Origin of the sequence: Streptomyces cavernicola (assembly GCF_029968035.1) — a bacterium.
In the GTDB taxonomy this organism is placed as follows: Bacteria; Actinomycetota; Actinomycetes; order Streptomycetales; family Streptomycetaceae; genus Streptomyces; species Streptomyces cavernicola.
Map to the genome: position 1 here is coordinate 186,621 of NZ_JASCIQ010000005.1, position 16,888 is coordinate 203,508.

12 protein-coding genes and 1 pseudogene are annotated in these 16,888 nt (G+C 72.4%); 5 read left to right on the forward strand and 8 right to left on the reverse strand.

All coding sequences use genetic code 11. The annotated features are described in order from the left end of the window. Positions 1 to 20 precede the first annotated feature (20 nt). From QIS96_RS06990 to QIS96_RS07010, 5 genes are all read right to left on the reverse strand, one after another. Entirely contained in the window at positions 21 to 446 is a 426-nt protein-coding gene (locus tag QIS96_RS06990; protein ID WP_282541513.1) for an ATP-binding protein, read from the reverse strand. Positions 447 to 635: 189 nt separating this feature from the next. Beyond that, a complete protein-coding gene (locus tag QIS96_RS06995; protein ID WP_282541514.1) occupies positions 636 to 1,049 on the reverse strand; it encodes a (deoxy)nucleoside triphosphate pyrophosphohydrolase in 414 nt (137 codons plus the stop codon). Positions 1,050 to 1,095: 46 nt separating this feature from the next. Beyond that, on the reverse strand, positions 1,096 to 1,275 hold the full coding sequence (locus QIS96_RS07000; RefSeq protein WP_282541515.1) for an SPOR domain-containing protein: 180 nt from the start codon (positions 1,273 to 1,275) through the stop codon (positions 1,096 to 1,098). Between the two features lie 367 nt (positions 1,276 to 1,642). Beyond that, on the reverse strand, positions 1,643 to 2,392 hold the full coding sequence (locus QIS96_RS07005; protein ID WP_282541516.1) for a GntR family transcriptional regulator: 750 nt from the start codon (positions 2,390 to 2,392) through the stop codon (positions 1,643 to 1,645). Between the two features lie 185 nt (positions 2,393 to 2,577). Continuing rightward, positions 2,578 to 3,450 (reverse strand): DUF4190 domain-containing protein, encoded by an 873-nt coding sequence (locus QIS96_RS07010; protein ID WP_282541517.1) that lies wholly within the window; start codon positions 3,448 to 3,450, stop codon positions 2,578 to 2,580. Positions 3,451 to 3,536: 86 nt separating this feature from the next. Between QIS96_RS07010 and QIS96_RS07015 the strand changes: the two genes are divergently transcribed. Beyond that, on the forward strand, positions 3,537 to 4,796 hold the full coding sequence (locus QIS96_RS07015; RefSeq protein WP_282541518.1) for a serpin family protein: 1,260 nt from the start codon (positions 3,537 to 3,539) through the stop codon (positions 4,794 to 4,796). Between the two features lie 308 nt (positions 4,797 to 5,104). Here QIS96_RS07015 and QIS96_RS07020 read toward each other — a convergent pair whose 3' ends face one another. Further along, positions 5,105 to 6,226 carry a pyridoxal-phosphate dependent enzyme gene (locus QIS96_RS07020; protein ID WP_282541519.1) on the reverse strand — a complete coding sequence of 374 codons (1,122 nt, stop codon included), beginning with the start codon at positions 6,224 to 6,226 and terminating at the stop codon, positions 5,105 to 5,107. Between the two features lie 346 nt (positions 6,227 to 6,572). Here QIS96_RS07020 and QIS96_RS07025 point away from each other — a divergent pair, with 346 nt between their 5' ends. Further along, positions 6,573 to 8,150, forward strand: a complete 1,578-nt coding sequence (locus QIS96_RS07025; protein ID WP_282541520.1) for a S8 family peptidase — start codon at positions 6,573 to 6,575, stop codon at positions 8,148 to 8,150. 392 nt (positions 8,151 to 8,542) lie between these two features. Next, a pseudogene (locus QIS96_RS07030) lies at positions 8,543 to 9,754 on the forward strand (S8 family peptidase); the annotation flags it as partial. A 663-nt stretch (positions 9,755 to 10,417) separates the two neighbouring features. Here the strand turns inward: QIS96_RS07030 and QIS96_RS07035 are convergent. Both QIS96_RS07035 and QIS96_RS07040 read right to left on the reverse strand, forming a co-directional pair. Beyond that, the gene (locus QIS96_RS07035; RefSeq protein WP_282541521.1) at positions 10,418 to 13,339 is read right to left on the reverse strand and encodes an FAD-binding and (Fe-S)-binding domain-containing protein; all 2,922 of its coding nucleotides are present in this window, start codon (positions 13,337 to 13,339) and stop codon (positions 10,418 to 10,420) included. A 54-nt stretch (positions 13,340 to 13,393) separates the two neighbouring features. After that, positions 13,394 to 14,668 carry an aspartate aminotransferase family protein gene (locus tag QIS96_RS07040; protein ID WP_282541522.1) on the reverse strand — a complete coding sequence of 425 codons (1,275 nt, stop codon included), beginning with the start codon at positions 14,666 to 14,668 and terminating at the stop codon, positions 13,394 to 13,396. A 173-nt stretch (positions 14,669 to 14,841) separates the two neighbouring features. On the opposite strand from QIS96_RS07040, the gene QIS96_RS07045 reads away from it, so the two are divergent. Both QIS96_RS07045 and QIS96_RS07050 read left to right on the forward strand, forming a co-directional pair. Next, on the forward strand, positions 14,842 to 16,314 hold the full coding sequence (locus QIS96_RS07045; RefSeq protein ID WP_282541523.1) for an NAD-dependent succinate-semialdehyde dehydrogenase: 1,473 nt from the start codon (positions 14,842 to 14,844) through the stop codon (positions 16,312 to 16,314). Positions 16,315 to 16,354: 40 nt separating this feature from the next. Then, positions 16,355 to 16,873 (forward strand): DUF3830 family protein, encoded by a 519-nt coding sequence (locus QIS96_RS07050; protein WP_282541524.1) that lies wholly within the window; start codon positions 16,355 to 16,357, stop codon positions 16,871 to 16,873. The last annotated feature ends 15 nt before the right edge of the window (positions 16,874 to 16,888 follow it).

Consider the following 16,888-nt stretch of genomic DNA (forward strand, 5'->3'; position numbering starts at 1 on the left):
GATCGGCTCTCCCTCACCTTCTAACCCGGGAGGGACAGCTCGAACCACACCGTCTTGCCCGTCCTGCCCTGTCGAGTACCCCAGCGGCGGGCGGAACAGGCCACCAACTGCAGCCCGCGCCCGCCCTCGTCGTCGGGTTCCGCGCTGCGTTCGCGGGGCGGGTCCGGGAGCGGGTCGGAGACTTCCACCAGGAGCGGAGCCGTTCCGTCCTCCGGCTTCACGAGGCGGACGCCGATGGGTCCGGTGGCGTGCCGCAGGGAGTTGGTGACGAGTTCGCTGACGAGCAGGACGGTCACGTCGCCGACTTCGTCGAGTCCCCAGGCGTCGAGCTGTTTGCGGACCCGGGCGCGGGCGGTGCGGACGGCTCCGGGGTCGGCGGGAAAGTGCCACTCGGCGTGCTCGGCCCAGTCGGCGCGGTCGCCGTCGGTGTCGATCACGCCGATCACTTCCAAAGGGCCGAGTGGGAAGGTGGCAGAACCCGTCCGGTTTCGTGGGGTTAATCAGCACATACCCGATATCAAGTGGGCCCTACCGTACGCGCGGGCGCACGGTGGCACGAACGGCGTAGGTGCCCCGCGCCCGTCGCGCCGCGCGCCCCCTCCGGCCCGATGGGGTGTGCGCGGGCTGTGCCGGGGTCAGTTCCGGGCGGCGTGCCAGCGGGCGGTCTCGGTGACGGCGGGCCGGTCGTGCTCCAGCCAGTCGACGTCCCAGAGCTGGTCGGGCGTGAGCCAGCGCAGCTCGTCGTGGTCTTCGAGGGGGCGTACGTCCTCGGGGCTCGCGGAGATCAACTCGGCGGCCCAGACCCGCAGGACGTAGCCGGGGCGGCCGAGCGGCCACTCGCCGGGGATCCGTTCGAGGAGCTTGGCGTCGACGCCGAGCTCCTCGCGCAGCTCGCGGACGAGGGCCTGCTCGGGCTGTTCGCCCGGGTCGACCTTGCCGCCGGGGAGTTCCCAGCGTCCGGCCAGGTGGGCGGGGGCGCTGCGCCGGGCGGCGAGGAGCCGGCCTTCGGCGTAGAGGGCGGCGCCGACGACGAGGATGCGGTCCGTCATGCGCCGGAGCCTATGCGCACTCCGGTGCCGCCGCGGAACGCGCGGGTCACGGCGTCTTCTGCCCGAGCCGCTCCACCCAGTACAGCTGCTTGTGGCCGCGGTCCTCCAGGCTGTCCGCGACCTGCTCGGCCTCGGTCTTGGTGGCGTACCGGCCGACGCGGTAGCGGTTGCCGTTGTCGTCCTGGCGTATGACGAGCCAAGGGAGCATCGCGCTGCCGTCGTTCATCGCACTCCTCCCCCGGCCGCCGGCCTCAGGATCCGCCGTCTCCCGTCTGCTTCTGCAACCCCATCTCGCATATGCCCGAGCGTACGCCCGGACTTCACACAGCGGATACGGAATGGCACGAAGAGATACGCAATCGGCCAGGACCGGACCATTGCCGAGGGGGCGCACACCTCGCATGCGCCCCCCGGGGGCCGCCGCGCGCCTTGCGGTCAACGGGCGTCAACGGGCGGGGAAGCAGGGCGAGTCCGGCTGCGGGACGGCCAGAACGGCCGGATTCCGACGCCGGTCGCGCGTCTCGTCCTCCAATGAAGTCACGCGGACCCGCGGGGAGTTGACGCGCCTCGCTCCTCGGCGTCGCGCCCTCGGCTCACTTCACGGGCAGGTGGTACGCGACGCGGTACCGGTCGGCCGGGACCACCACGTCGGCCGTCTCGACCGGGCGTCCGGACGCGAAGTACGTCCGCTCGATGGCGAGGACGACATGGCCGGGCACGCCGCCGAGCGCGAGGAGCTCCTCGGCGAGGCCGGGGCGGGCGCCGACCTCCTCGGCGACGTTGTCGACGATCACGTCGATCGCGGCCATCCGCTCGACGACGCCGCAGCCGCCGAGCGGGCCCTCCTCGGGGAGCATGACCGGGGTGCGGCCGGTGATCGCGAGGGGCTCCCAGGAGGTGGAGAGCATCATCGCCTCGCCGGCGTCCCGGAACACGTACTTCGTGCGCATCACGCGGTCGTCCGGCTTGATCGCGAGGCGCTCGGCGATCTCGGGGCCCGCCTCGACCTGCTCACTGCGCGACTCCCACGTGCCGCGCGCCCCGGCCTCGGCCTGCTCCTGCCGGAACGGCGTGGAGCCGGTGGTGCGGTACCCGGAGCGGGCGACTCTTCGCGGGACCGGGCGCTCGCGCACATACGTGCCGGAGCCGGAGCGACCCTCGACCAGGCCCTCGGCCATCAGGACCTTGCGGGCCTCCAGGGCGACGGTGTCCGAGACCCCGTACTCCTCGCGGATCCGGGCCTGCGAGGGCAGCCGGGTGTGGGGCGGGAGCGCGCCGTTGACGATCTGCCTACGAAGATCGTCGGCAACGCGCAGATACGCCGGCTGCTCACCGATTGTCACGAGCCACTCCCATCAGGTTGACAGACAGCAACAGCGTGACAACCCTCGGTTGAAGACCGCAACCTTAGGCCAGAGAATCACCCGAAGTGATGACTTGTCTTTACGGAGAGCTCTCTGCCCGCTAAGGCGATCAAGGAAACGGGCGGCCGGGCAGGGGCGTACGCCTTCTACGCCCCTCGACGGAGTCAGACCTCGGCACCCTCGCCGGGATTGCCCTCCAGCTCACCGGTCGAGCCACCGGTCGAACCGCCGGTGGAGCCACCGGTCGAACCGCCCGTGGAGCCACCGGTCGAACCGCCCGTCGTGCCCTGGTCGCCGCCACCACCGCTGCCGCCCGATCCGTCGCGGGCCGAGCCGAGGAGCTTGTCGCCGGTCTTGTCGCCGACGTGGCAGGACACCGTGCGCTCGCCCTGGGACCAGGCCGTCGAGTCGGGGAAGAAGTAGTACTCGTAGAGGTTGTCGGGGATCGACGACGCGTCGCCGAAGTACTCGACGGCCAGGGCCCCGCAGCGCTCGTCGGCGAGCTGCGCGACCTCGCTGTCGCTCGGGTACGCCCCGTCGTCGAGGAGGAAGGTGCCGTACACCTCGCCGTCGTGCGGGGCGTCGCAGTTCACGACGTCGACTTCGGTGGTCACGCCCTCCAGCTTTCCGCCGTCCGCGTCGAAGCAGTCCCCCTCCACCAGGGAGAACGCCGAGCGCCTGTCCCCGAACGGGTCGTCGTCGGCCGGGGAGCCGCCCCAGAGTCTCGCCGCCCAGCCGAGCGAGAGCGCGAGCACGACGAAGGCGGTGCCGATCGAGGAGAGCGTGACGCCCGCGATCGCCATGCCCTTGCCGCTCTGCCCCCTCTTCTTGATCTGCGAGAGCGCGACGAGCCCGAGCACCAGACCGAGCGGCGGCAGCACGCACAGGATGCCGAGCACCATCGATGTGACGGCGAGACCGTTGGTCGTCGCCGGCTGCTGCGCGTACGGATAGGGCTGCTGCCAGCCGTACGGGGGCGGCGCGCCCTGCCCGTAAGGCGGCGGCTGCGGGCCCTGGGGCGGCGGTGGTATGGCCACGGGTACGGTGCTCCTGGTCGGGATCGGGCGGTTCGTGCGAACGGTTGCGCGAATCGTACGTCGGGGGGCGGAAGGCCGGGGGCGAGATGGCGACGGTGGACCGGACGACGGTGAACCGGGGGACGGTGCGGGCGCTCAACGCGCTCACGGCTCGCTGGGCGCGGGCGGCGAGAACGGAGAACGCGGACGCCGACGCGGACGCGAACGGGAACGGGAACTCGAACGGGGGCGGGACGGTGTTCGCGGCTGCCGGTGTGTGGCCGCTGCTCGGACTGCTCTCGGAGGGCGCGGACCCGGCGGTACGGGGCGAGTTGACCGAGGCGCTCGGGCTGCCGCCGGAGAAGGCCGGCCGGGCAGCGCGTGCCCTGCTCGGCGCGCTGGACGCGATGGACGGCGTGGACGCGGCCCTCGGCCTGTGGACGCGGCGCGAACTCCCCTTGTACGAGACCTGGTCGGCAAAGCTGCCGGAGGGCGCGCACGCCCGGCTGACCGGGGACCTGGAGGTGGACGCGGCGGCGCTCGACCGGTGGGCGCGGGAGCGGACCGGTGGCCGGATCCCGGCCATGCCGATCGACCTCGAACGGCGGACCTGGCTGGTCCTGGCGAGCGCGCTGGTGCTACGGACGCGCTGGGAGTCGCCGTTCACGGAGGCGGAGCTGCGGCCCGACTCCGGGCCCTGGAGCGGGCGTTCGCTCGCCGGGCTGTTCCGCTCGTCGCGGGACCTGGACGAGGTGCGGCTCGCGGTGACGCCGGACGGCGACTCGGTCACCGTGCTGACCGTGCGGGGCGACAACGGCATCGACGTCCAACTTCTGTTGGGTGAGCCCCAGTTGGGCGCGGGGGCGGTGCTCGGTGCGGGGCTCGGGTTGCTCGACGGGTCGTGTGCGGGCGAGCGGGGTGGCGCGCTGCCGGTCGGGGCGGTCGGGCCCGGTCTGTCGGTCGTGGAGCAGCCGTCCGTGTCGCCCGGTGCGCGGGTCGACGTGACGCTTCCTCGGTTCACGGTCGCCGCCGAGCACGATCTCCTCGCCGACGCCGCGCTGTTCGGGCTCGCCTCGGCGACGGACGGCTCGGACCGGCGCTTTCCCGGTGTCAGCCCGGAGCGGCTCGCGCTGCGGTCGGCTCGGCAGTCGGCCACGGCGACGTTCGACGAGGCGGGGTTCGAGGCGGCGGCAGTCACGGCTGGGGGCATGGCGTGGATGAGCGGGCCGCCCGAGCCTCGGCACACCGCGACGGTCATCTCGGTCGACCTCGACCGGCCCTTCGGGTTCCTTGCGGTTCATCGGGGGGTGGGGTTGGTGCTGGCGGGTGGGTGGGTGCGGGACGTCTCGTCGGCGGGCGGGGTTTGATCCCCTCCCCACCCCTTCCCGAAAGTCCTCAGCGGACGGCTACCGAGGGCTCCGCCCCCGGGCCCCCTTTCCGGGGCTGCCGCCCCTGGACCCCGCTTCGGGGCTGCGCCCCGGCCCCCGGCCGTCATTTCGGCTGCCCCGCCGTCGTGGCCGATCGCGCCCACGCGGCGGAGCCGCACATGTCACAGCCCCGCGCCCCTAATAGTCAGCCCCAGCCTGCGAAATTCAGCCCGTTCGGCGTTTGAGGACGAGCCCGGAGGGCGATCGAGGGTCACCGAGTCGACGGTGCGCCAAGGGTCGCCCAGGCCTCACGCCCACCTGGGTTCGGGGACCACCCCCGACTTCACTCCCGCCCCGCACAACGGCACCGCCACCGACCGCTCCCCGAAGCGTCCGCCCCGTACCGCCGCCCAGCACACCGCAGCCGTCGTCTCGACGAACAGGCCGCGCGCCGCCAGGTCCCGTTGGGCGGAGGCGATCGCCGGGTCCGGGACGGTGAGGAAGCCGCCGCCGAACTGCCGTACCGCGGCGAGGATCTGGCGGGCGCGCGGCGGCCGGGGGATCGCGATGCCCTCGGCGTACGTGGGCCGCGCCGGGTACGGCTCCGCCGGCAGGTCCGCCGCCCCCTCCGCCCAGGCCGCAGCGACCGGCGCGACCGCCGCGGACTGCACCCCGTACAGCGCGGGGAAGCGGCCGATCTGCCCGGCCGAGTGCAGCTCGCGCAGGGCGAGCGCCGCGCCGAGGAGCAGCGTGCCGTTGCCGACGGGGACGACCAGGACGTCGGGGAGGCGGCCGCCGAGGTCCTCCCAGAGTTCGAGGACGTACGTCTTGGTGCCGTGCAGGAAGTACGGGTTGTGCACGTGCGAGGCGTAGAACGTGCCGGGTTCGTCGGCGGCGGCGCGGGCCGCGAGCGCCGTGGCCTCGCGGTCCCCCGGCACCGCCTCGATGTGCGCGCCGTGCGCCCGGATCTGCTCCAGTTTCTTCGGCGAGGTGGTGGCGGGCACGTACACCGTGCAGTCGAGTCCCGCGCGGGCCGTGTACGCGGCGACGGCCGTGCCCGCGTTCCCGCTGCTGTCGGCGACGACCCGCTCGGGGGCGAGGCGGCGGGCCAGTTCGGCGAGGAGGACCGCGCCGCGGTCCTTGAAGGAGAGCGTCGGCATCAGGAAGTCCAGCTTCGCCGTGATCGTCTCGGTGAGCTCGACGAGCGGGGTGCGGCCCTCGCCGAGGCTGACCTCCGGCGCGGCGAGCGGCAGTGAACCCGCGTACCGCCACAGGGAGTTGACCCGCCCTGCGAGCGCCTTCAGGTCGGTGGGCGTCGGGTGGAAGTCCAGGTCGAGGGGGCCGCGGCAGACCGGGCAGCACCAGGCGAGGGAGCCCGCGCGCACCCGGGTGCCGTCCGCGGGGCAGACGAAGTCCGGCAGAGACATCATGAGCCGACCTTAGGACGTCATGAACCGACCGTAGGACGTCAAGCAGGGCGAAGTCGGGTATCTGCTGACTGCCCATCATGTGGCCATCGAGCCTCCGGCAGGGCGGAACTGATAGTTCCGCCGGGCCTCTTGTGCGATTCCTATGGATCAGTCAATCTTTCCGACGGCGACCGGCCCCGAACGCATCTGCGACGGGCCCGTCGTGTTCTGTGCGCACCTCCGCACCATCCCGTGTCACCGGCACTGCCCCCGTCCGACCAGCTCCGAGCCTGTCCGACCAGCACTGCCGCACGGCACGCGCACCACCACCCCCACCAGAGCACCATCCACGAGGAGGACCCCTCAGATGGCACTGAAGAGAACCGCACGGCGAAGATTCGCAGGCACCACCGGCCTGGCCGTCGCGGCCCTCGCGCTCGGCGTCGTCGCCGCACCCCAGGCGGGAGCGGACGACGCCCGAGTGGGCACCGTAGAGAACGCCGGTGCGCCCGGCGCGATCGCCGACAGCTACATCGTCACGCTCAAGAAGAGCGCCGCGAAGTCGAGTTCGGCCAAGGGCAGGAGCGTGGCGAAGGAGTACGGCGCGAAGATCGAGCGCACCTTCACCGCCGCGCTCAACGGCTACGAGGTCGAGGCGAGCAAGGCGGAGGCGGAGCGGCTCGCGGCCGACCCGGCGGTGGCGTCGGTGGCCCAGAACCGGACGTTCACGATCGACGCCACCCAGACCAACCCGCCGTCCTGGGGCCTGGACCGCATCGACCAGAAGTCCCTTCCCCTGAACCAGAGTTACACCTACCCCGATTCGGCCGGGCAGGGCGTGACGGCGTACATCATCGACACCGGTGTCCGCATCAGCCACACCGACTTCGGCGGCCGCGCCTCGTACGGCTTCGACGCCGTCGACAACGACAACACCGCGCAGGACGGCAACGGCCACGGCACGCATGTGGCGGGCACCGTCGCCGGCACCGCGCACGGTGTGGCCAAGAAGGCGAAGATCGTCGGCGTGCGCGTCCTCGACGACCAGGGCTCGGGCACGACCGCGGGTGTCGTCGCGGGCATCGACTGGGTGACGAGGAACGCGGTCAAGCCGGCCGTGGCCAATATGAGCCTCGGCGGCGGGGCGGACGCCACGCTGGACACGGCGGTCCGCAACTCCATCGCGTCCGGGGTGACTTACTCGCTCGCGGCGGGCAACGAGTCCACCGACGCCTCGACCCGCTCCCCGGCACGTGTCGCGGAGGGCATCACGGTCGGCGCGACCACCAGCAGCGACGCCAAGGCCAGCTACTCGAACTACGGCAGCGTCCTCGACATCTTCGCCCCCGGCTCGTCCATCACGTCGACCTGGAACACCGGGGACAGCGCCACCAACACGATCTCCGGTACGTCGATGGCGGCCCCGCACGTGGCCGGCGCGGCGGCGCTCTACCTCGCCGACCACACCTCCTCCACCCCGGCGCAGGTGCGGGACGCGCTGGTCGCGGCTTCCAGCACGGGCGTCGTCACGAGCCCCGGCACGGGTTCGCCGAACCGCCTCCTGAACGTCGGCTCGGGCGACACCACGCCGCCGCCGACCGGCCCGAGGTTCGAGAACACCACGGACTACCCGATCAACGACAACGCGACCGTCGACTCGCCGCTCTCGGTCACCGGCGTCGCGGGCAACGCCCCGGCGGCTCTGCAGGTCTCGGTGAACATCACCCACACGTACATCGGTGACCTGCGCGTTCAGTTGGTCGCCCCGGACGGCTCCGCGTACACGTTGAAGGACTACGGCACGGGCGGCAGCGCGGACAACATCAACACCACGTACACGGTGGACGCCTCGGCGGAGACGGCCGGCGGCACGTGGAAGCTGCGCGTCAGCGACAACGCGAGCTTCGACACCGGAAAGATCGACTCCTGGGCGCTGCAGTTCTGACGCCCAAGAGCTCGACGTCCAAGAGCTCGACGTCCAAGAGCTCGACGTCCAAGAGCTCGACGTCCAAGAGCTCGACGTCCAAGAGCTCGACGTCCAAGAGCTCGACGTCCAAGAGCTCGGCGTCCAAGAGCTCGGCGTCCAAGAGCTCAACTCTCTGAAGTGGCCCCGGATCACGGCCGGTCGGCGGTGGTCCGGGGCAGCTCTGTGCGGGGATGACGACGCGTCATGTGTGATGCATGGCAGCTGTGTTACGTCTGTGCACAGCCCTTGTCGGGATTCCTCTGCATCCGTCAACCTTTCAACGACGGGAGCTGCATCCCCCCGAAATTGACATGCTCCCGTCGTGCGATTCCCCCCCCATCGGTGCACCATCCACGAGGAGGACCCCTCAGATGGCAGTCGTGCAGCAGCGCACGCGAAAGTACGCAGGGATCGGCACGACCGTGGCGGCGACGCTCGCCCTCGGACTCGCCTCCGCACTCCCCGCGGACGCGGCCACGGAGCAGGAGCCCAGACGCGGCGCGATAGACAACGCCGGTGCGCCCGGCGCGATCGTCGACAGCTACATCGTCACGCTCAAGAAGAGCGCCGCGAAGTCGAGTTCGGCCGAGGGCAAGGGCCTGGCGAAGCAGTACGGGGCGAAGATCGAGCGCACCTACACCGCCGCGCTCAACGGCTACGCGATCGAGGCGACCGAGGCCGAGGCGGAGCGGCTCGCGGCCGACCCGGCGGTGGCGTCGGTGGCCCAGAACCGGACGTTCACGATCGACGCCACCCAGACCAACCCGCCGTCCTGGGGCCTGGACCGCATCGACCAGAAGTCCCTTCCCCTGAACCAGAGTTACACCTACCCCGACTCCGCGGGCGAGGGTGTGACGGCGTACATCATCGACACGGGCGTCCGCATCAGCCACACCGACTTCGGCGGCCGTGCCTCGTACGGCTTCGACGCCGTCGACAACGACAACACCGCGCAGGACGGCAACGGACACGGCACGCATGTGGCGGGCACGGTCGGCGGTACGACGTACGGCGTCGCCAAGAAGGCGAAGATCGTCGGCGTGCGGGTCCTGAACAACCGGGGCTCGGGCACGACCGCGGGTGTCGTCGCGGGCATCGACTGGGTGACGAAGAACGCGGTCAAGCCGGCCGTGGCCAATATGAGCCTCGGCGGCGGGGCGGACGCCACGCTGGACACGGCGGTCCGCAACTCCATCGCCTCGGGCGTCACTTACTCCCTCGCTGCGGGCAACGAGTCCACCGACGCCTCGACCCGTTCGCCCGCGCGCGTGGCGGAGGGCATCACGGTCGGTGCGACCACCAGCAGCGACGCCAAGGCCAGCTACTCGAACTACGGCAGCGTCCTCGACGTCTTCGCCCCCGGCTCGTCCATCACGTCGGCCTGGAAGAACACCGACACCTCGACGAACACGATCTCCGGTACGTCGATGGCGGCCCCGCATGTGGCGGGTGCGGCGGCGGTGTATCTCGCGGGCAACAAGTCGGCGAGTCCGGCGCAGGTGCGGGATGCGTTGGTCGCGGCGGGCAGCAGTGGTGTGGTCACGAGCCCCGGCTCGGGCTCCCCGAACCTCCTCCTGAACGTCACCGGGTGACCCGGTAACCCTCCGCCCCCTCGCCCAGCCAGGGCGGGGGGCGTTTTTCCCCACCCCGCCCCTTCCCGAAAGTCCTCAGCGGACAGCTCCGGGGGCTGCGCCCCCGGCCCCCGCTCGGGGCTCCGCCCCGCACCCCTACCCCGGGCTGCCGCCCCCCGCCCCCACCACGGGGCTCCGCCCCGGACCCCATCCAGGGGGCCAGCCCCCGGACCCCCTCCCCCAAGCTCTCGGCTTCGCTCGAGCAGGGGGGACCCCCATCTCAAACCCCGGAGGGGCTGAATTTGCCCCCTGCCCTCAGACGCCCGGGGGGAGTCGGGACTGGATCGTTGCGGGCTGGGGGCAGGATTTTGCAGACTCAGGCTGGATTGGACTCCCTGCCCCCTCAGATCCCAGTGGGGCTGAATCATGCGGACTCAGACTGGACTTAGCCCGGCCAGGGCTGACGCTGAGGCGGTCCCCAACAGGGGCGCGGGGAACGGCGCGACCAGCCACGATCAAACGGGCAGCCGAAAAACAACCGCGGGGCCGGGGCGAAGCCCCGGCTTTCAGGGGCGCGGGGAACTGCGCGATCAGCCACGACGGCGCGGGTAGTCGCACGACAGCCGACGGCAGTCTTTCGGGAAGGGGCGGGGTGGGGAAAACCGCGCCGGAGGCCTACTCGCCCGCACCCGGCAACGCCCCCCGCAACAGCTCCGCCAGATGCCGAGCCTTCCGGTCGGACAGCTGCTGAATCTGCGTCCGGCAGCTGAACCCGTCCGCCAGGACGACCGTCGATTCGGGCGCCGCCCGCAGCGCGGGCAACAGCGCCTGCTCGCCCACCTGCACCGACACCTCGTAATGCCCCCGCTCGAAGCCGAAGTTGCCCGCGAGCCCGCAGCAGCCCGAGTCGAGGCGGCCGCTGTCGACGCCGAGGCGTGCGAGGACGCGGTCGTCGGCCGCGCTGCCGAGTGTCGCGTGCTGGTGGCAGTGGGTCTGGGTGAGGGCCGTGGCGCCCAGGCGGTCGAACGCCGCGTCCGGGGCGTGCCGGTCGAGGAGTTCGGCGAACGTCAGGGTCTGCTCGGCGGCCCGCCGCGCCCGGTCGTCCCCGGCGAGGAGCTCCGTACCGTCGCTGCGGAACAGGGACGTGCAGCTCGGCTCCAGGCCGACCAGGGGGATGCCGCGCCGCAGGTACGGGTCGACGGAGGACAGTGTGCGGTCCAACACGCGCCGGGCCGTGTCGAGTTGGCCGGTCGTCAGCCACGTCAGGCCGCAGCACAGGCCGTCCGGTGGCAGCAGCACCTCGAAGCCCGCGGCCTCCAGAACCTCCACCGCGGCCCGCCCGACCTCGGGTGTGAAGTACTCCGTGAACGTGTCCGGCCAGAGGAGGACCTGCTGACGGTCACCCTCAGACGGCGTACGCCCTTCGAACCAGCGGCGGAACCGCTGCGGCGCGAACGGCGGCACCGCGCGCTGCGGCGCGATCCCGCCCGCCCGCTTGAGCAGCGCCGCCGCGAACGGGTTCTGCGTCACGGCGTTCGCCAGGCGCGGGGCCCGCCCGGCGAGCCGCGCCCACACCGGGAGCCGGCCCAGGGTGTAGTGCGTGACGGGGCGCAGCCGGCCGCGGTAGTGCTGGTGCAGGAACTCCGACTTGTACGTGGCCATGTCGACGCCGACCGGGCAGTCGCTCTTGCAGCCCTTGCAGGACAGGCACAGGTCGAGGGACTCGCGGGCCTCCTTCGAGCGCCAGCCGGCCGTGACGACCTCGCCCTGGATCATCTCGTAGAGGACGCGGGCGCGGCCGCGCGTGGAGTCCTTCTCGTCGCGGGTCGCGCGGTAACTCGGGCACATCACGCCGCCGGTGGACGTACGGCACTTGGCGATGCCGACGCAGCGGCGCAGCGCCCGGCTCAGGTCGCCGTCGTCCTCCGCGAGGGCGAGGGTCGTCGTGAGCGGGAGCTGCGGCCGGTGTCCGGGGCGGATGCGGAGTCGTTCGTCGGCGGGGCGGGGGTGGACGAGGATGCCGGGGTTGAGCCGGTTCTCCGGGTCCCACACGTCCTTGAAGTGGGCGAACGCGGTCATCGCCTCGGGGCTGTAGACCAGGGGCAGGAACTCGGCGCGGGCCTGCCCGTCCCCGTGCTCCCCGGACAGGGTGCCGCCGTGACTCCCCACCAGACGCGCCGCGTCCGTCATGAACTGCCGGAAGATCCGCACCCCTTCAGGCGTCTCGTGGTCGAAGTCGATCCTGATGTGCACGCAGCCCTCGCCGAAGTGCCCGTACGGCGTGCCCTGCAGTCCGTGCCGGTCGAGCAGCGCCTGCAGGTCCCGCAGATAGTCGCCGAGGTGCTCGACGGGTACGGCGGAGTCCTCCCAGCCGGGCCAGGCCTCCGAGCCGTCGGGGGCGCGGGTGGCGAGGCCCGAGCTGTCCTCGCGGATCCGCCAGAGCGCGGCCTGCTCGGCGGGGTCGGCGACGAGGCGGACGGCGAGCGCGCCGGTGTCGCGGCGCAGCGCGGCCGCCAACTCCCGGTCGCCGTGGGGGTCTTCGGCGGCGTCCGCGTAGCCGAACTCGCAGAGCAGCCAGCCGCGGCCCTCCGGCAGGAGCTTCTCCGGCTCGGCGTCGGGGACGTTGCGGCGCAGCGCCGCCACCTGGTCGCCGCCGAGGCCCTCGCAGGCGATCGGCCGGTGCTCCAGGACGTGCCGGGCCGCGTCGCCCGCCGCGGGCAGGTCGGCGAAGCCGAGGGCGACGAGGGTGCGCCGGGCGGGCAGCGGGACGAGCCGGACGGTGGCGGCGAGGACGACGGCGCAGGTGCCCTCGGTGCCGACGAGGACGGCGGCCGGGTCGAAGCCGCGCTCGGGCAGCAGATGCTCCAGGCTGTAGCCGGAGACCTGGCGCGAGAAGCGGCCGAACTCGGTGCGGAGCAGGGCGAGATGGGCGTCCCGCAGGTCCCGCAGGCGGGCGTGGATCTCGCCGCGCCGGCCGCCCGCCTCGATGACCTGGAGCAGTTCTTCCTCGCTGAGCTTGCGCAGCGTCATGCGGTGCCCGTCGTACGTGACGACGTCGAGCTCCACGACGTTGTCGGCGGTGCGGCCCCAGGCCACCGAGTGGGTGCCGCAGGCGTTGTTGCCGATCATGCCGCCGATGGTGCAGCGGGCGTGCGTCGACGGGTCGGGCCCGAACCGCAGGCCGTACGGGCGGAGCGTCTTCTGCAGGTCGTCGAGGACCACGCCGGGTTCCACGCGCGCGGTGCGGGCCTCGGGGTCGACGTCGAGGACCGCGCCGAGGTGGCGCGAGGTGTCGACGACGACCCCGTCCCCGACCGCCTGCCCGGCGATCGAGGTGCCCGCGCCGCGCAGCGTGACGGCCACGCCGTACCGGTGGCAGACCGCGAGGGTTCCGACCAGCTCGCCGGTGGAGCCGGGCAGCACCACGGCGGCCGGGACCTGCCGGTACGTGGAGGCGTCCTGGGCGTACTCGGCGCGGCGGCGGGCGCCGAAGGACACCTCGCCGCTCACGACGACGGCCCGCAGGTCCCGTTGGAGCCGTGCCAGGGTCCGCCGCGCCTGGGTGGAGTCGGTGCGGGGCTCGGCAGGGGTGGACATGCGGGCTCAACTCCCGGGTTCGTAGGGTGACTTGCGGTTATTGCGCTCCGGGGTTCAGCTGCCCAGGACCGCGTCCACGGACTCCTCCCACAGCCTGAGCCCCTCCGCCACCTCGGCCTCGCTCACCACGAGCGGCGGGATCATCCGTACCACCTGGCCCTGCGTGCCGCAGGTGAGCAGGAGCAGGCCGCGCTCCCCGGCGGCGGCGTGCACCTTCGCCGCGGTCGCGCCGTCCGGCTCGCCGTCCGCGCCGGTGAACTCCGTGCCCGCCATCAGGCCGAGCCCGCGCACGTCACCGATGCCCGCGCGGCCTGCGCCCGCGGCGTGCTTTGCGGCGACCTCGCGCAGGCCGGTGAAGAGCTGGCCGCCGCGCGTGGCCGCGTTCTCGACGAGCTTCTCGTCCTGGATCACGTCGAGGGTGGCGATGGCGGCGGCGCAGGCGACCGCGTTGCCGCCGTACGTGCCGCCCTGCGAACCCGGCCAGGCCTTCGCCATCAGCGCCTCCGGGGCGGCGATCGCGGACAGTGGGAAGCCGCTGGCCAGGCCCTTCGCGGTGACGACGATGTCGGGCCTGCCGCCGAAGTGGTCGTGGCCCCAGAACTTGCCGGTGCGCCCGAAGCCGGTCTGCACCTCGTCCAGGATGAGCAGGATGCCGTGCCGGTCGGCGCGCTCCCGCAGCCCCTGCAGGAAGGCCGTGTTCGCCGGTACGTACCCGCCCTCGCCGAGGACCGGCTCGACGATGAACGCGGCCGTGTCGGCGGGCGCGGTCACGGTGGCGAGGAGCTGGTCGAGCTCGCGCAGCGCGAAGCGGGTCGCGGTCTCCTCGTCCCAGCCGTAGTGGAAGGCGTTCGGGAACGGGGCGAGGGCCACGCCGGGCATCAGCGGCCCGTACCCGGAGCGGAACTTGGTGGCCGAGGTCGTCATCGACGCGGCGGCCATCGTGCGCCCGTGGAAGCCGCCCTGGAACGCCACGATGTTGGGCCGCCCGGTGGCCTGCTTGGCCAGGCGCATCGCCGCCTCGACGGCCTCGGAGCCGGAGTTGACGTAGAACAGCGAGTCGATCCCGGCGGGCAGGACCTCGCCGAGGCGCTCGGTCAAGGTCAGGAGCGGCTGGTGCATGACCGTCGTGTACTGGCCGTGCACCAGCTTGCCGACCTGCTCCTGCGCGGCGGCGACCACGCGCGGGTGGCAGTGCCCGGTGCTGGTCACGCCGATGCCGGCGGTGAAGTCCAGGTGGGCGCGCCCGGATTCGTCGTAGAGGTGGACGCCCTCGCCGCGTACGGCCAGGACCTGCGTTGCCTGCTTGAGGACGGGGGACAGTGCGCTCATGGACGTCTCCTCGGACGCGGACGGCACGGTTCTCGGTCACCCGGGGATCCAGGGCTCCGGGGCCCCGGGGCGTTCTCAGGACTGTCGATTCATCGTAGGATTGTCAACAACCTGCACGCATGCAAGCATGCCATTTCCAACGCTGTCCATAGGCGAGTTGAGCGGGAGTACGCGTGAGCACTTGGACGGAACACGAGCGGGCCGTCGTCGACGCGGTGCCGGACGGTCTCTTCATCGGCGGGAGCTGGCGCCCGGCCGCGTCCGGGGCCCGGTTCCCGGTCGAGGACCCGGCGCTCGCCCGCGAGCTGCGCACGGTCGCGGACGCGGGCGCGGAGGACGCCCGCGCGGCGGCCGAGGCGGCGGGCGCGGCGCAGGAGGCCTGGGCGGCGACCGCCCCGCGCGAGCGCGGCGAGATCCTGCGCCGGGCGTACGCACTGCTGCACGAGCGGCAGGACGACCTGGCGCTCCTGATGACCCTGGAGATGGGCAAGCCGCTGGCCGAGGCCAGGGGCGAGGTGGCGTACGCGGCGGAGTTCTTCCGCTGGTTCGCCGAGGAGGCCGTCCGGATCGACGGCGGGTACCAGACCTCGCCCGACGGCAAGGACCGCTTCGTCGTGATGCGCCGCCCGGTCGGCCCGGTGCTGCTGATCACGCCGTGGAACTTCCCGCTCGCCATGGGCACGCGCAAGATCGGCCCGGCCGTCGCCGCGGGCTGCACGATGGTCGTCAAGCCCGCCGAGCAGACGCCGCTCTCGCTGCTCGCGCTCGCCGGGATCCTGCGCGAGGCGGGGCTCCCGGACGGGGTGCTCAACGTCCTGACGACGAGCCGTCCCGGCGAGGTCGTCGAGCCGCTCCTGCGCGGCGGGATCATCCGGAAGCTGTCGTTCACCGGCTCTACGGCGGTCGGCCGGCTGCTCCTCGAACAGTCCGCCGAGCAGGTCCTGCGGGTCTCCCTGGAGCTCGGCGGCAACGCCCCGTTCCTGGTCTTCGAGGACGCCGACCTGGACCGCGCGGTGGAGGGCGCCTTCGCCGCCAAGATGCGGAACATGGGCGAGGCCTGCACCGCCGCCAACCGGCTCTACGTCCACGAGAGCGTCGCCGGGGCCTTCGCCGAGCGCCTCGCCGCCCGCATGGGCGCCCTCACCGTGGGCCGCGGCACCGAGCCGGGCGTGGACGTCGGCCCGCTGATCGACGCGGACGGCCGCGGCAAGGTCGACGAGCTGGTCGGGGACGCCGTCGGGCGCGGTGCGAAGACCCTGGTCGGCGGTGAACACGCCCCGGGCGACGGGTACTTCTACCGGCCGACGGTGCTGACCGGAGTCCCCACCGACGCGGCGATGCTGCACCAGGAGGTCTTCGGCCCCGTCGCCCCCATCCTCACGTTCACCGACGAGGACGAGGCGCTCACCGCCGCCAACGACACCCCGTACGGCCTGGTGAGTTATGTGTTCACGCAGAGCCTGGAGCGGGCCTTCCGGGTCGGCGAGCGCCTGGACACCGGCATGGTCGGGCTCAACAAGGGCGTGGTCTCCAACCCGGCGGCACCGTTCGGCGGGGTCAAGCAGTCCGGTCTCGGCCGCGAGGGCGGCAGCGTCGGCATCGACGAGTTCCTGGAGACCCGGTACCTCGCGATGCCGATGAGCTGAGCTCCGTCCCACGTACCGCCTACCGCACCGGAGGGTTCGCATGCCCCGCCATATCGAGGTCTCGCTGCCCAAGCGCGGCGTCACCTGCACCGCCCTGCTCCTCGACGACAAGGCCCCGATCACCTGCCAGGCCGTGTGGGACGCGCTGCCGCTCGGCGGCGACGTCTACCACGCCAAGTACGCGCGCAACGAGATCTACACCCTGGTCCCCCCGTTCGCCCCGCAGGAGCCCCCGCTGGAGAACCCGACGATCACCCCGATCCCGGGCGACCTCTGCTACTTCACGTTCACGGACACGCAGTTGAACACCTCCTCGTACGGGTACGAGGCGGCCGCCGAGCAGCAGGGCGGGCAGGCCGCGCACGCCGAGCGGGCCACGGTCGTCGACCTGGCGCTGTTCTACGAGCGCAACAATCTGCTGATCAACGGCGACCAGGGCTGGGTGCCCGGCATCGTCTGGGGCTCGATCGTCGACGGCCTGGACCGGATGGCGGACGCCTGCCAGGACCTGTGGCGGGCGGGCGCGCTCGGCGAGTCCCTGCAGTTCCGCAGGGCCTGAGCACACGCGCGGGCA

Excerpts from the sequence above, each read along its gene's own strand:
- QIS96_RS06995 (WP_282541514.1), bottom strand. The coding sequence starts at position 1,049 with ATGACGGACCGCATCCTCGTCGTCGGCGCCGCCCTCTACGCCGAAGGC.
- QIS96_RS07000 (WP_282541515.1), bottom strand. The coding sequence starts at position 1,275 with ATGAACGACGGCAGCGCGATGCTCCCTTGGCTCGTCATACGCCAGGAC.
- QIS96_RS07015 (WP_282541518.1), top strand. The coding sequence starts at position 3,537 with ATGGCGACGGTGGACCGGACGACGGTGAACCGGGGGACGGTGCGGGCG.
- QIS96_RS07020 (WP_282541519.1), bottom strand. The coding sequence starts at position 6,226 with ATGATGTCTCTGCCGGACTTCGTCTGCCCCGCGGACGGCACCCGGGTG.
- QIS96_RS07025 (WP_282541520.1), top strand. The coding sequence starts at position 6,573 with ATGGCACTGAAGAGAACCGCACGGCGAAGATTCGCAGGCACCACCGGC.
- QIS96_RS07035 (WP_282541521.1), bottom strand. The coding sequence starts at position 13,339 with ATGTCCACCCCTGCCGAGCCCCGCACCGACTCCACCCAGGCGCGGCGG.
- QIS96_RS07040 (WP_282541522.1), bottom strand. The coding sequence starts at position 14,668 with ATGAGCGCACTGTCCCCCGTCCTCAAGCAGGCAACGCAGGTCCTGGCC.
- QIS96_RS07050 (WP_282541524.1), top strand. The coding sequence starts at position 16,355 with ATGCCCCGCCATATCGAGGTCTCGCTGCCCAAGCGCGGCGTCACCTGC.